Below are 14597 nucleotides of genomic sequence, written 5' to 3'. Positions count from 1 at the left end.
TTTAAAGACAATTATTCTTGTGGTAACGATAAGTGTTGTGAATTGGCGAAGTTGTGAGAAATGTAGATCATGTCCTTTGAAAACATAAGGATATATAATATGGACAAATCATTTTCTCTCATCGATAAGCCTACCTTCTTAGGCTCACTCTTTCTTTTACTCAGCGTAGTTATACCTTTAATTTTATTTCCCACACAAGGTGCGGATTGGATAGCTTCGGCCAAATTTTTCATGACCGATAAGCTTGGTGTGTTATACCTCGCACTGGGTATCGCAGCAATGTGTTTTATGATTTACACGGTGTTCAGCGATCTTGGCCAAATCAAACTTGGTGAAGCCGACGAGCAACCAGAATTTGGTAACGCCTCATGGGCTGCAATGCTATTTTGTGGAGGTATTGGCGCAAGTATTCTGTATTGGGGGTGTATCGAGTGGGCATACTACTATCAATCACCTCCATTTCAGTTGGAAGCAGGCAGTGAAGAAGCCATTCGCTGGGCCGCGACTTATGGTCTGTTTCACTGGGGACCGATCGCTTGGTCAATTTACCTTATTCCTGCTCTGCCTATCGCTTACTTCTTTTATGTACGCAAACAACCTGTTTTGAAAATCTCTAGTGCGTTAATGCCTGTATTAGGAGAAAAGCGCGCAAACGGTGGTATTGGCAAGTTTATTGATGTGTTGTTTATTTTTGGTATGTTGGGTGGCGCGGCGACTACGCTTGGCTTAGCAGCGCCTCTTATCAACGGTGGTCTACATCATATCTTCGGTCTTCCAAACAATACCTTCAGCCAAGTGGCTGTATTACTTCTCTGTACTGCGATTTTTGGTTACTCAGCGTATGCAGGGCTTGAGAAGGGGATCAAATTCCTTAGTAACATTAACTTCTGGGGTGCGATGGGCTTGTTACTCTTTGTACTCGCCGTTGGGCCAACCGTGTTCATGTTAGAGACAGGCTTAGATTCTATTGGTCGTATGTTGTCTAACTTCTTTGTTATGGCCACCTGGGCGGAGCCGTTTGGTGGTTATGGTGAATTTACGGATACACACTTCCCGCAAGACTGGACTATTTTCTACTGGGCATGGTGGTTGGTCTTTGCTCCTTGCATGGGATTGTTTGTTGCTCGTATCTCGCGTGGAAGAACGATCAAACAGATGGTCGTAGGTTCTATATTTTACGGTTCTTTAGGTTGTTTCTTATTCTTCATTGTTTTAGGTAACTATGGTTTATCGTTGCAATTGACGGGTGAGCTTGATGTCATCGCAATCCTTAACGAATCAGGCGCACCGGCGGCTATTTTTGCAACGTTAGATACACTACCGTTAGGGCCAATCGTTATTGGTGTTTTTACACTGTTGTGTATCATTTTTACGGCGACTTCGTTTGACTCTATTTCGTACATTCTTGCGTCTGTGGTTCAAAATGATGTGACGGAAGAACCAATGCGCTGGAACCGTTTATTCTGGGCGTTCACGTTATCCTTCTTGCCGACTGTTCTAATGTTCATGGGAGGTTTATCGACACTGCAAACTGCCGCAATCGTAGGGGGCTTACCGTTGCTGGTTATCTCGGTGATGTTGATGGTGTCCTTTGTTCGCGCGGCGAGCCTAGATATTAAACATCAAGCAGAATACGAAGAGCCAACCATTAACATTGAAGAACTGCCGGAAATTGACCCTTGGTCAACAGAGGGAATGGCTTTGGCGAAATTCGAGCGCTTTAAAGATTTAGCTCAACAGGCGGCAGAAGAAGAGCGCGAAGCAATGGCAGCACTGATGGCCATGCGTAAGAGAATTCGCGCATTTGCCTTAGAGCACAGCAGTGAATCTGGATTTTCAGATCATCATTTACCAGAAGAGATGCAAGCAGAGTTACAGCAGTTAACCGAAGCGCTTGAGTTGGCTCAGCAGAAGAAGCAAGAACTGTCTGAGCAAGCCCAAGAATCTCGAATGGAGTTTAATCATGTGTTATTAGGCGGCGCGTCGGCAGGTTTAGCAACGTCGCAGGCTTAAGAACAGACACACAAGAGCCGAGTACAAACTCGGCTCTTTTTTTTTGTGGATATCTTACAGTTAAAGATTCTGCTCAGTCAGTGTTAATGCTTATACTATTTTAGGTTGACCATCTGATGCGGTGGCACCGCCGTCTACAGGTAGGTTTACGCCATTAATGAAAGATGCGTCATCACTTGCCAAGAAAGTCACGACAGACGCAATTTCTTCAGGTTCGGCGGCTCGGCCGAGCGCAATGCGCTCATTGAATTTATCGCGGATGTCCTGCGGCCAGCCGTTTGTCATGTTGGTTTTTACTAAACTTGGGCATACGGCGTTAATTCTTACCCCATCCGCACCATGGTCCAATGCCATCGCTCGGGTAAGGTTCACCACTGCGCCTTTACTCGCGCAATAGAATGCGGCACCCCAGTCACCACCCAAACCGGAAACGGACGCGGTATTTACCATACAACCTTTCGTTTTTAAGAGTTCAGGTAACGCAAACTTCGCGCAATAAACGACGCCGTCAATGTTTACACCAGAGATCTTCTTCCAGTCTTCCACACTACCTTCAATCACGGATCCTGGGACATGTACGCCAGCATTATTTACTAAAATATCCAGTTTACCGAAACGGGTAACAACATCAGAAATCAGTGCTGCGACTTTATCTGGATCAGAAACATCAATGGAATGCGCAGACACACGCTGTTTATCAAAGCCCTCAACGGCGTTTGCCAACTGCTCTTCATTCCAATCGGCAAGAGCGACGTTTGCGCCTTCTTCATACAAACGTTTTGCGATGGCCAAACCAATACCATTGGCAGAACCAGTGACGAGTGCGACTTTATTTTTTAATCCTCTCATGCGATTTCTCCTTCGAAACTTACAAAAACGGGATCTTGATTTTTCTCTGTGCGCGGCAACATCAGTTTGTCGTTGTCGCTGTAATCTACGGGGATAGCCACCACTGCTGGTCCTTCAACGTCCATGGCTTTATTCAATGTCGGTAGCAATTCGTGTTGACTAGTCACTGCGAAGCCTTTCGCGCCAAATGCTTCGGCGTACGCCTTGAAATCAATTGGTCCAAATTTCACACCAGAGCAGCGCTGATATTTGTTGATCTCTTGCATTTCTACCATGTTGTAGGCGTTATCAACCCACACAATATGGACGATATTGCAGTTCAGTCTAACCGCGGTTTCTAACTCCATGCTCGATTGCATAAAACCGCCGTCTCCCGATATCGATACCACTTTGCTACCAGGTTTTAGTAGGCTGGCACCAATGGCCCATGGCAGTGCAACGCCCATCGTTTGTTGGCCGTTAGACACCAGCATTTGGCGAGCTCGAAAACAACTTAAGTAACGAGCGATCCAGATGTGGAAGCTCCCCATATCAAGACATAGCGTGGTATCTGGTGTGATGATAGATTGCATGGCTTTAATCAGTGCCAGCGGATGAAACCCTTGCTTGTTATAGACATTGGGATAGGTCTTGATCACTTGCCGTTGCAGTGCTACCTCTTCCAGTACTGAAAGTGCCGTTGGGGAAAGGCGAGCATATTCAGAGATGTAGCTGCCCATTTTGTCTAATGACTGAGCAATGTTTCCGACGATTTCAACACAAGGCTGATAATTAAGTTGGTATTCTGCCGGTTCAATATCGAGGTGAATCACTGGGTTGCGGTGGCTGTTCCAAAGCTCAGGGTCATACTCTATTGGGCTAAAGCCGATGGTGAGAATTAAATCGGCATCACGCAGTAAAACATCGCCGGGTTGGTTGTTAAATAAACCAACACGACCAGCAAAGTGGTGATAGTAGTTGATGTCTACCGTGCCGGCGGCTTGGTAAGTGCCGACAACGGGTAGCTGCGTATTTTGAAGAAATCGGGCGATAGCAGCAGCGTTTTGGCTGCGGCTCGCGTGAAGGCCAAGTAAAACCACACAACGCTTTGCTTTACTGATTCGACTGACCGCTTCTTCGATTGCTGCGATGTCTGCGCAACCAGGCTGTGTGTAAGGCGAGGGGACAATAATGTCCGTTTGGGTTTGCTCGGATAAAACATCTTGAGGGAGACTCAAAAAGCAAGCCCCAGGACGACCTGACTCTGCGATACGAAATGCGTTCGCCATGATCTCGCTTGCGGCGTCCACATGCTGCACTTCAGCACTGAATTTGGTTATAGAGCGAAAAATACTGACGGTATCCATGCTCTGGTGTGTTTGTTTTTGCTGGTCAGTTCGTTTCACAGCACCACCGATAGCAATCAGCGGATCGCCTTCGGAGTTTGCTGTTGCCACCCCCGTAACTAGGTTTCCACAGCCTGGACCTGACGTAACCATTGTGACGCCTGCTTTGCCGGTTAGTCTTCCCATAACGCCCGCCATAAACGCGCCGTTAGCCTCGTGACGTACCGGAATCATTTGGATGTTAGTGTCTTCAATCGCATCGAACAGTCGATCGATTTTTGCACCGGGAATACCGAAAATGTACTTAATGCCGAGAGACTCTAGCTGTTGAGCGATCAACTGAGCTCCATTTTTATTTGAAGGTTTGGATTGCATTTGTTGTCCTTATTATTTGCCTGACTTTGTTACTTTTCCGCCTTTTCTATGGCGGTATTTATATCTTCCGGAGCCAAATTGGCACTGAGGAAGTCTGTCGATACCGGGGTATCAATCACTAGCCGCGAGACTTTGCCAATCTGGAGGAACCCTGACGAAATGCTGTAATCCTGGATATGACCACCTCCTTGGCGGTCATCGGTAATAAAGTGTTCGTGATAGCCGGGTACATTGATGCCAGTCGTATATTTAGGACTGCGAAAGCCGGCGACCACGCCTTGCTTATGCGTGAAGCGGAATGTTGGTTGTTCTTTGACCACTTCAAGCATTGGCCGATAAGGGCGTGTTTGTTTAGGTACGGTGCGAGTACGGACTGAATCGAAAACGCCATCAATGCGCACTGCGCAAAATAGGTTGTCACTTGGAACCATGTCGTCTATGAGGCTATGGACTTCATGACGTGACATGCGCGATGTCAGTGGCAGCTCGATATCAGGCTTAAAAAAAGTCATGACAGCAAAGGGCGTTTTTTGCGCTAGGTCTGCCGGGTTTGCGGAGCCATCCGACTTGAGTTGAAAAACTTCCTTATCAAACGCAATCAACTCACCATCCAGTTCATTGAACGTACCTAAACCAAAATCCCCATGTTTCAGCAGTTCTTCTATGGTTGTTGAGCCTTCGTAAACACCAGCGATCAAAGCACTCATTAACGAAGTCTGATAAATCTCACCATCTCCGGTAACGTGATGGTATTCAGAAAATTCTTTCGCTACTTCAAGCGAACAAGCACATAGAGGGTTATAAAATCCACGCATGAGTAAGACCAGTTATGCAATGAAGAGTATATTTAGATTGACTTCTACACGGTGCTAAATCCAATATAAAAAAGATTTATTTTGATATGGAAAATATATGGAATTTCGCTACCTGAAGTATTTTGTCGCGGTCGCCGAGACTCGTCACTTTACCCGAGCCGCTGAACAGTTAGGGATTGCGCAACCTCCTTTAAGTCAACAAATCAAAAAGTTAGAGTACGAGCTTGGTGTGGACCTATTTAAGCGCTTGTCTAGAGGGGTAGAACTGACCCATGCTGGGCAAGTCTTCTATACGGATGCGGTAAATATTCTTGCTGATGTGGAACGCGCTAAAGCAAAAGCCCGACAGATTGCCCGTGGTGAAAATACGCAGGTTAAAATCGGGTTCGCAACGTCAACATCAACCTGCATTAAGGTATTAGAGAGGGTGGGGCGTATTCAAGAGAATGGGGTTCATTTACAGGCGGCGGAACTGTCAATGCCAGAGCTTGCCGCTCAGTTAAAAAGCAAACAACTTGATCTCGCAATCATGCGGCTACCCTGTTACGCCAGTGAGCCTTTTGAGCACAAGGTGTTGTTTAACGACCCTTTTGTCGCGGTGATTCCGGCGGGGCACGAACTGGCAAAATATCCCTGTATCCAGATGAAACAGTTGAGAGGCCATAAAATTTTACTGTTTCCACGAGAGACTGGACCTGCATTGTTTGATGGCATGAGCACACTTTTTGCCGACGCAGGAGTAAGGCTCGAACCACAGTTCGCAGCACCGCAACTTCGTACGACGATCGCCATGGCGCAGGCAGGGCTAGGTATTGCTCTCGTTCCGCGCTCACTGGCTGAACATCTCGATGATTCCGCGACAGTCGCCGAGATTGATGATATCCCCCTAACCAGTCGTGTTGTCGTTGCTTGGGAGGCGTCTAATCTCAATAAGCTGGCGTTAAAAGTAGTCACGAACATCAGTCATGTTGAGGCTTAAAGATGAGTTATCGAACTGGCTCTGATAGCCCCAGGCAAATGTGATACTCTCCCTCGTTATATGCAAAGCTATGCTTTGGTTGAATAGACAAATCTTACTCAACGAATAGAACTTACTGAGGGTGTACCAATGATATACGCTGCGGTCTTTGATATGGACGGGTTGCTGATTGATTCAGAACCTTTGTGGAAGGAAGCTGAAAAGCAGGTGTTTTCATCAGTTGGCGTCCAAGTGACCGAAGTATTATCAAAGCAGACTGCGACGATGACGACAGGTGAAGTAACAAGGTTTTGGTATGAACGTAATCCTTGGCAAGAAAAGAGCCTAGAGGAAGTAGAGAATGCTGTTGTGGATAAAGTGGAGGCATTAATAATTGAAAAAGGATGCGAATTAGAGGGTGTTACAGAAACACTCAAATTGCTTAAGGAAAAAGGGTTTAAGATAGGATTGTCTACTAATTCACCTTATCAACTCATTCCCATCATTTTGAACAAACTCGGTATTGCCAGTTACTTTGACGCGATATCATCGTCAGACGATGTAGAACAGGGCAAGCCAGAGCCAGATGTCTACCTTTCAACAATCAATAAACTAGGTGTAGATTCAAGTAACTGTATTGCCTTTGAAGACTCTTATTCGGGTATGCTTGCGGCAACACGAGCAAACATAAAAACAGTCGTGATACCTCAACCTGAGAAGTTCTACCAAGAGTTTGATGAAGCCAGTCTAAAGCTGCAAAAGCTATCAGAGTTTAATGAAAGCCATTTAGTGGATTTAATAGGATAAAGCTATTCATTACGATTGGTAATATTTATGACAGATGTCATACCATATGGAGAACTTTAATGAGATATTAGTTGCTTATGTGTAGGAGTGGTGAGGGATGAAATGAAGCTTAATGTCGTTGCATATTTGATCAAAGAAGGCTACGAAGAGGCCGATGTAATCAACTCTAAGAAACAAGAAGAAAGGTGAAGTGCACTTGCCATTTTTTTCAAAAGTAAACCTGCGTCATCACAGTAGACGGTTACAAAACATGGGTTTACGGTTGAACTAGCCAAGATAGATGCATAAAAAGACTAACAAAGCATTTAAGAGGGACTCCCGAGGCTTGTCATTTTTAGGTTTCGTTTTTGGTTTCGGGTTAATGATAGCGTTGTTCACAACTTAGTGCAGCGTTAAACCGCAAGGATGATGGATGATTAAAGCGCAAGTATATGATGTATTTTGTGATGAATTGGCTCAAGGTAACCCTTGTGGCGTTGTCGAACTAAATCACTGGCTGAGTGATTCTGAGTTACTTCAAATCACTCATCAGGTCGCTCAACCTGTCACATCATTTGTGGTTCAGTCTGGCAGTGACTACCACATTCGCTGGTTTAGCCTAGAAGGAGAGATCAACCTATGCGGACACGGAAGTTTGGGCGCAGGCGCTGCAATCATTTCCAACTATCATCAGAATGAGGTCATTCTAAAAAGCCAATATGGTCATATTACCGTTACTGAACTGGATGGAATGTATCGGATAGTGATGCCAAGTTGGCAAGCAAAGCCTCATGCCATCTCCTTGGATATTTCAGGCTTCTCAAATCGCCCCGTAGATGCTTTTACAACGCGTGATTTGGTTGTTGTTCTCGAATCCGAAGATGATGTTGCTCACTATAAGCCTAACTTTGATGAGCTGATTAAAATTGATGAGTTTCATGCAGTCATCGTGACGGCTCAAAGCTCTGATAGTGGCTATGTGCTGCGTTACTTTGCACCTAAAATCGGTATTTCAGAAGATCTTGCCACAGGCTCAGCTCAGTGCTCATTAGCGCCTTATTGGTTTGAAAAGCTGGGCAAAGAAAAATTGACGGCTCGTCAGCTATCTCATGCTGGTGGTTATTTTGAAGTGGCTCGTGGTTCAGAATCTACTATCGTATTGTCTGCACACGTAAAAAGTCGGACTTGAATGTAAACGCCTCTAGCTCCTAACGCAAGAGCTAGAGGTCCCCATTTTTTATTGACTTAAAAGTGCCGAGCTAAGATTTTAATCCTGCAGCGGTCATCATGACGCGAAATAACATAGACACTAACCCTAATGCAGCGACGCTAGCGATCCAAATTCCAACCATCCACGCCCATTGGCGACACCAATTTTTGATTTTCATACTCACTCCTCATTAATTCGTTAATGGTACGCTTCGCCTTCTTTTACTTTTCCGGAGAAGACGTAGTAACTCCAAAAGGTGTAAGCCAGAATTATCGGGATGATGATCACCGCTCCAACGAGCATAAAGCGCTGACTGCTTGCAGGAGCCGCTGCTTCCCATATTGATATGCTAGGAGGAATGATATTTGGCCAGATACTGATGCCAAGCCCAGCGAACCCGAGAATCACGATCACCAATGCCATCACGAAAGGGCTGCGCTCTTTACGCTTTTTAACGGAGTCAGCAATCTTAAAACATACCAACCCAGTAATGACAGGTACGGGCAGTAAGTAGAACAAATTCGGCAGAGAAAACCATCTTTCCGCAATGGCAGGGTAAGCAAGTGGGGTCCAAGCGCTCACAATGACTAATGCGGAGATCATCGCCAGTAGTGTTTTGTTAGTGAAGCGATACATCGTGTTTTGCAGTTCACCTTCCGTCTTCATGATGAGCCATGTGCTACCAAGTAGCGCGTACGTTGCGACTAAACCCAAACCACAAAAGATAGGAAAAGGGGTGAACCAGTCTAGTTGGCTACCTACGAAAACGCGGTTTTCCACCGCAAAGCCTTGAATTACCGCGCCAACAACGATGCCTTGGAAAAACGTGGTTAAAATCGAGCCGACCATAAAAGAGCGATCCCAGAACTTTAAGTGGTTTTCCAATGCTTTAAAGCGAAACTCAAACGCGACGCCACGAAAGATCAAAGCAATCAACATCAACGTCAAAGGGATGGTTAGCGCTTCAATAATTACCGCGTAAGCCATCGGAAAAGCGCCAAATAGAGATGCGCCTCCAAGCACAATCCAAGTTTCGTTGCCGTCCCAAACTGGCGCGACACTGTTGACCATGACGTCTTTTTGTTTTTCATCCTTGATGAAGGGCATCAGTATTCCAATCCCCAAATCGAAGCCGTCCATGATGATGTACATCAAAGTGGCAAAAACGATGATCGCGAACCAAATCACGGATAAATCAAAATGCATATTTTCTACCTTCACTTTGTGACAAATTCTAGATGCGGCCTGAAACGGTCGTCATGTCGTGCTCATCGTGTTCGATTGCATCGGGGCCTTTCTTGATTTGGTGGATCATGTAGTAATAACCAAAACCAAATACCAAGCTGTATACAACAAGGAAACACAGCAGGCTGATGCTCATTTGTAGGTCTCCGTGTGCAGAAACCGCATCACGCGTTTTTTGTACGCCATACACGACCCAAGGTTGCCGACCAACCTCTGTCGTAAACCAGCCAGCGAGTATTGCGATAAGACCAGATGGCCCCATAAACAATGAAAACTTGAGGAACCAACGCGAGGTATAAAGCGTGTTCTTTTTTCGTAACCACATGCTGTAGAAGCTTTGAAAAATCATCAGAAGTCCTAGTCCGACCATGATTCGAAATGACCAAAAGACGATAGGTGAGTTCGGTCGTTCCTCTTTCGGGAAGTCTTTCAGCGCCGGGATTGGCTCAGTTAAACTGTGGCGTAGGATCAAACTTCCTAGAACAGGAATTTCTAAGGCATAGTCTGTGCGTTCTTGTTCCATGTTTGGCATGCCGAACAATATCAATGGGGTTGGTTTGCCATCGCTGTTATCCCAATGTCCTTCGATGGCAGCGATTTTGGCGGGCTGGTGTTTGAGAGTGTTTAACCCGTGTACATCGCCAATCACGGCTTGGAGTGGCGCAAGGAACACTAAGATCCCGAGCGACATCGAAAACATCGTTTTTACCGCAGTCGATTGATTGTCTCTCAATAAATGCCAAGCGGCTGACGCGCCTACAAAGAGTGCGGAACTAACGAAAGCCGCGACGCTCATGTGCGCCAAACGATAAGGAAATGAAGGATTGAAAACGATAGCAAACCAGTCGGTTGGCACCACACGTCCGTCGACAATTTCATAGCCTTGTGGCGTTTGCATCCAACTGTTGGAGGCGAGAATCCAGAACGTCGAAATGATCGTGCCTAACGCCACCATCGAGGTTGCAAAAAAGTGCAGCTTTTCGCCGACGCGACGCCAACCAAATAGCATCACGCCAAGAAATCCAGCTTCGAGAAAGAAAGCCGTTAACACTTCATAAGTCAGTAATGGGCCAGTGATAGAACCAGCGAAGTCGGAGAAACCACTCCAGTTGGTGCCGAATTGATAGGCCATGACAAGGCCAGATACAACGCCCATCCCAAAGTTAACCGCAAAAATTTTCGACCAGAAGTGATAGAGCTTTTGGTAATCGGGATTACGTGTTTTTAGCCATAAACCTTCTAGTACGGCGAGGTAGGTGGCCAAACCTATAGTGATAGCGGGGAAAATAATATGAAAGGATACCGTAAAGGCGAACTGTATCCGTGCAAGCATAAATGCGTCGAGGCCAAACATTAAACTTCCTTTGATCTTTTAAGTTTTATGAGAGAGCTATTTTAAAAGGAGCGGATTAGGGGAAGTAGGTACAGACAGTGACTATAAACCTATAACAGATTAAATATTGAAGTGTTATTATTTTGAATTCGGCTTTATGGAAGGGGATTCGCGTGTGGCGAAGTATCAAGAGTTAGTGGAACAGCTTAAAAGGCAGATAAAATCGGGGATATGGCATCCGGGTGATAAGCTGCCTTCTCTGCGTCGCCAATCTGAACACTCGGGCTTAAGCTTGATGACGGTGTTGCATGCCTATCAAATTCTGGAATCTCAAGGCTGGGTAACGTCACAGCCGCGATCTGGTTATCGAGTCGCGCCCAATATTAAGAGTTCAAATGAACCCCAAGCGCCAGCCGCGGTTTCGTGGACAGAGCAGGTAGACATCAATGAGTTTATCTTTGATGTGCTGCAGGCGAGTAAAAATCCATCCATGATCAATTTTGGCTTTGCCTATCCAGATCCAAGTTTATACCCACGCTATCACGTGAATCGGGCGATGAGCGCAGCCGCTCGCAATATGCCGATTTCCACCACCTTTGATAACTTACCGCCGGGAAACGAACAATTACGCACCATCATCGCGAAGCGTTATGCTGCGAAAGGCATTGAAATTTCACCCGATGAAATTGTCATTACGGCAGGCGCGCTGGAGGCGTTAACGCTCAGTTTGCAAGCTTGTACAAGACCGGGAGATTGGGTAGTTGTGGAGTCGCCTGCATTCTATGGCGCTTTGCAATCCTTAGAGCGGTTAGGTTTGAAAGCGCTCTCAGTAAGAACAGACCCAGTCACGGGCATTGACCTAGACTCATTGGAACGAGCGCTGCAAACACACGATGTGAAAGCATGTTGGCTGATGTCGAACTTCCAAAATCCTCTGGGTTTTACGCTCTCCAACGAGAAAAAACAAAAGCTGATTGAGCTGACACAGCGATATAACGTGCCAGTGATTGAAGATGATGTGTACAGCGAACTGCATGCCGAGAATGACTCGGTTTACCCACTAAGAATGTTTGATGACACGGGCAATACCATGTTGTGCTCCTCGTTTTCAAAATCATTAATCGCAGGGCTACGTATTGGTTGGGTTGCGGCGGGAAAGCGGGCGCTAGAGGTACAAAAGTTACAGTTAATGAGTACATTAGCGACGAGTGCACCAGTGCAAATGACATTGGTGCACTATTTAACAAGCCGCAATTATGAATCGCATTTGAAGCAGTTACGGAAAAAGCTGTTTGAACGTAAAAGTAAGATGACGGATCGGCTTAGTGAGCTGCTACCTGAAGAAGTCAAAGTGTTAAGCCAAAGCGGCGGGTACTTTATTTGGTTAGAGCTTCCCAAGCATATCGACGCCTTGCAGATATATCGAGAAGCGCTAAAAGACAATATCAGTATCGCACCCGGAAAGATGTTCAGCCTGACAGAACAATACGATCACTGTATTCGTCTTAACGCTTCTTTTGAGCTCAATGACAAATACGTCCATGCTCTCAATTTGCTCGCCAACATTATTCGCTGTCATTTGGCGGAATAGCGACTTTCTTCAGTTTTTTGGTTTAATGGAGCGCGCCGGATTTCCAGCAACTCGATCGCCTGGCGCAACATCTTTGGTTACGACAGAGCCAGCGCCGACGACGGCCTCATCGCCAATGGTCACGCCTGGCAGTATGATTGCGCCCCCACCAATCCAAACGTTATTGCTGATTTTTACCGGTTTGGCGATCTCATCTCCGGCTAAGCGTCTTTGTGTATCCAGTGAATGAGCGGCTGTGTAAATTTGCACTCTAGGCCCAATCATGACGTTCGCGCCAATCTCAACCTGCCCATTGTCCAGAATAATGGCATCCCAGTTGATGTAGGTGTTTTCCCCGATGGACAAGTGGCAACCGTAGGTAAGTTGAAGCGGTGGCTCTATACAGGCGCTGTTTTCTAATTGGACGCCCATCTCCGCCAGTAGTTGTCTACGGATACCTGGGTTTGGCTCGTGGTTAAATTGGAAGACAAGCTGCGCAGTTTTGGCGCGCATTAGCTTTAGTTCTTCATCCAGACAATTGTAGGTTTCTCCAGAGCGCATCCGAGTCAGTTCTGGCATAACAATCATTCCATTAATGGTTTGCAGTTGGGGCCACAATGATAAGTGAGTGTTTCAGTCAATAGGAGATTTTTATTATGAAACCAGATGTTTATCACTGATTTATATTCAATAGGTTAGTTTTGAGTAAGCACTCGTTAAGAGTCATTCAAATAGAGAAGTGAAGTGAATTGGGTAAGTTCCTTTTAGCAGGGGAGGAAAGTATAGATTGGATGTTGCTTTCCTCTCCACAGCTTGATTTGGAGCATTTATTGGCTGTCCCACATCACTTCGCACTCTTCTTTAATTGCAGATTTTAAAAGCTCAATAAGTGGAAATGCTCTGCGTCCTAAACTGACCGTTTGTTCCTCTTGCTCTTCATCTTCTTCCGTTGCTTGACTGTTGTTCTTCTCTATCGCTTCTTGTGCTGCGAGAGCGGAGGTCAATCTAGATAGAGCATCAGGGGTGTCTTGAGCGGAAATTGACCCTGGTACTGAGCCACTATGGCCCATCATTTTGATCATCTTTATCGCAATATCGCCAAACATAGTGACGTTCGAGTGGCTATGGCAACGAAATGTAATAAGCATTTACCTGCTCCTGTTTTAGGTGTTCATTTGAGTATAAATGGTATCTGAGACACGAGGCAATTTAATCCGATAATTCGCAATCTTTCAGATAGCTATCTATCTTTAACGAAAGACAAACATAAGGAGATGATTTTGTTGAACTCCCAACTAAAGACGTTGATTTGGCGGCTTCACAAGCGAATATTTACGTTGCTTATGGTGTTATGCACATGGTCACCTTCTGTCGTTGCTCAACCTTCCATTGTTTTTGGTGTCGTACCGCAACAGTCGGCGACCAAACTAGTGCAACAATGGCAGCCATTACTGCAACGCTGGGGAGATCTTGCTGGCGTTGAGATTAAGTTTGCCACGGCACGTGATATTCCCACATTCGAAGCTCGCTTGATGGCTGGAGCCTACGACATTGCATACATGAACCCATATCACTTTACGTTGGTGAATCAAAACCCAGGTTATACGGCTTTAGCAAGAGCGAAAAATAAGCGCATCACAGGCATTATTGTAGCAAGGCTAGGGAAGTCGGTTTCCCTTGATGAGCTGCAAGACAAGACCATCGCTTTTCCTGCCCCACGAGCATTTGCTGCTTCTATCATCACACAATCAGAGTTGGCGCAGAAAGGCATCAAGTTTACGCCTAAATATGTTGGTTCGCACGACTCAGTCTATTTGGGGGTACTTAAAGGTTTGTACATTGCTGGTGGTGGCGTGAAGCGTACCTTTGAGAGCTTACCGAGTGAAATAAAAGACCAACTTAGCATCATTTATACAACTGCTGGTTATACGCCTCATGCTATTGCGGTTTCAAATAATGTCGATGAAGAGATTACTCTTGCCTTACGAAAGGCAATTTCGCAACTTAATGATGATCCAAAAGCACAGGAGAGTTTTACTTTACTCAACATTGACGGGTTACAGCTTGCACAAGACCAAGATTGGCAAGATGTTGTTCAATTGGGAATCTCAAGATAAA

15 protein-coding genes are annotated in these 14597 nt (G+C 45.7%); 7 read left to right on the top strand and 8 right to left on the bottom strand.

The window, feature by feature from the left end:
• Positions 1-99 precede the first annotated feature (99 nt).
• Complete coding sequence (locus J8Z23_RS18550) at positions 100-2013, top strand: BCCT family transporter (RefSeq protein WP_434635723.1); 1914 nt, start codon at positions 100-102, stop codon at positions 2011-2013.
• 90 nt (positions 2014-2103) lie between these two features.
• Here J8Z23_RS18550 and J8Z23_RS18545 read toward each other — a convergent pair whose 3' ends face one another.
• The 3 genes from J8Z23_RS18545 to budA are packed head-to-tail and all read right to left on the bottom strand — an operon-like array spanning position 2104 to position 5377.
• Positions 2104-2862, bottom strand: coding sequence for an SDR family NAD(P)-dependent oxidoreductase (locus J8Z23_RS18545; protein WP_005373277.1), 759 nt, complete (start codon positions 2860-2862; stop codon positions 2104-2106).
• Positions 2859-4562 (bottom strand): acetolactate synthase AlsS, encoded by a 1704-nt coding sequence (gene alsS, locus J8Z23_RS18540; RefSeq protein ID WP_237310900.1) that lies wholly within the window; start codon positions 4560-4562, stop codon positions 2859-2861. Before alsS ends, J8Z23_RS18545 begins: the two co-directional genes overlap by 4 nt.
• 29 nt (positions 4563-4591) lie before the next feature.
• Entirely contained in the window at positions 4592-5377 is a 786-nt protein-coding gene (gene budA / locus J8Z23_RS18535) for an acetolactate decarboxylase (RefSeq protein WP_005392587.1), read from the bottom strand.
• A gap of 97 nt (positions 5378-5474) precedes the next feature.
• Between budA and J8Z23_RS18530 the strand changes: the two genes are divergently transcribed.
• From J8Z23_RS18530 to J8Z23_RS18515, 4 genes are all read left to right on the top strand, one after another.
• The gene (locus J8Z23_RS18530) at positions 5475-6356 is read left to right on the top strand and encodes a LysR family transcriptional regulator (protein ID WP_152814136.1); all 882 of its coding nucleotides are present in this window, start codon (positions 5475-5477) and stop codon (positions 6354-6356) included.
• A 129-nt stretch (positions 6357-6485) separates the two neighbouring features.
• The gene (gene hxpB, locus J8Z23_RS18525) at positions 6486-7142 is read left to right on the top strand and encodes a hexitol phosphatase HxpB (RefSeq protein WP_301659578.1); all 657 of its coding nucleotides are present in this window, start codon (positions 6486-6488) and stop codon (positions 7140-7142) included.
• A 190-nt stretch (positions 7143-7332) separates the two neighbouring features.
• On the top strand, positions 7333-7413 hold the full coding sequence (locus J8Z23_RS18520) for a hypothetical protein (RefSeq protein ID WP_309474313.1): 81 nt from the start codon (positions 7333-7335) through the stop codon (positions 7411-7413).
• Positions 7414-7554: 141 nt separating this feature from the next.
• On the top strand, positions 7555-8310 hold the full coding sequence (locus J8Z23_RS18515) for a PhzF family phenazine biosynthesis protein (protein WP_434635719.1): 756 nt from the start codon (positions 7555-7557) through the stop codon (positions 8308-8310).
• A 70-nt stretch (positions 8311-8380) separates the two neighbouring features.
• Here J8Z23_RS18515 and J8Z23_RS18510 read toward each other — a convergent pair whose 3' ends face one another.
• From J8Z23_RS18510 to J8Z23_RS18500, 3 genes are read right to left on the bottom strand one after another with little or no spacing between them, the layout of a single operon-like run.
• Positions 8381-8509: a DUF2474 domain-containing protein gene (locus J8Z23_RS18510; protein WP_150916826.1), complete on the bottom strand. Its 129-nt coding sequence runs from the start codon at positions 8507-8509 to the stop codon at positions 8381-8383.
• A gap of 20 nt (positions 8510-8529) precedes the next feature.
• Positions 8530-9537, bottom strand: a complete 1008-nt coding sequence (gene cydB / locus J8Z23_RS18505; protein ID WP_301659576.1) for a cytochrome d ubiquinol oxidase subunit II — start codon at positions 9535-9537, stop codon at positions 8530-8532.
• Between the two features lie 28 nt (positions 9538-9565).
• Positions 9566-10930: a cytochrome ubiquinol oxidase subunit I gene (locus J8Z23_RS18500; RefSeq protein WP_045545446.1), complete on the bottom strand. Its 1365-nt coding sequence runs from the start codon at positions 10928-10930 to the stop codon at positions 9566-9568.
• A gap of 136 nt (positions 10931-11066) precedes the next feature.
• On the opposite strand from J8Z23_RS18500, the gene J8Z23_RS18495 reads away from it, so the two are divergent.
• The gene (locus J8Z23_RS18495) at positions 11067-12500 is read left to right on the top strand and encodes a PLP-dependent aminotransferase family protein (protein ID WP_434635717.1); all 1434 of its coding nucleotides are present in this window, start codon (positions 11067-11069) and stop codon (positions 12498-12500) included.
• Between the two features lie 9 nt (positions 12501-12509).
• Here the strand turns inward: J8Z23_RS18495 and J8Z23_RS18490 are convergent, their stop codons facing one another.
• Entirely contained in the window at positions 12510-13058 is a 549-nt protein-coding gene (locus J8Z23_RS18490; RefSeq protein WP_182018638.1) for a sugar O-acetyltransferase, read from the bottom strand.
• Positions 13059-13306: 248 nt separating this feature from the next.
• On the bottom strand, positions 13307-13627 hold the full coding sequence (locus tag J8Z23_RS18485) for a DUF1840 domain-containing protein (protein WP_258687036.1): 321 nt from the start codon (positions 13625-13627) through the stop codon (positions 13307-13309).
• Between the two features lie 132 nt (positions 13628-13759).
• Between J8Z23_RS18485 and J8Z23_RS18480 the strand changes: the two genes are divergently transcribed.
• Entirely contained in the window at positions 13760-14596 is an 837-nt protein-coding gene (locus tag J8Z23_RS18480) for a phosphate/phosphite/phosphonate ABC transporter substrate-binding protein (protein ID WP_258639778.1), read from the top strand.
• Position 14597 lies beyond the last annotated feature (1 nt).

The organism is Vibrio sp. SCSIO 43086, from assembly GCF_051132235.1.
GTDB lineage: Bacteria > Pseudomonadota > Gammaproteobacteria > Enterobacterales > Vibrionaceae > Vibrio > Vibrio diabolicus.
Note: the sequence above shows the minus strand (reverse complement) of the source record. Positions and strands in the feature narration are given on the sequence as shown.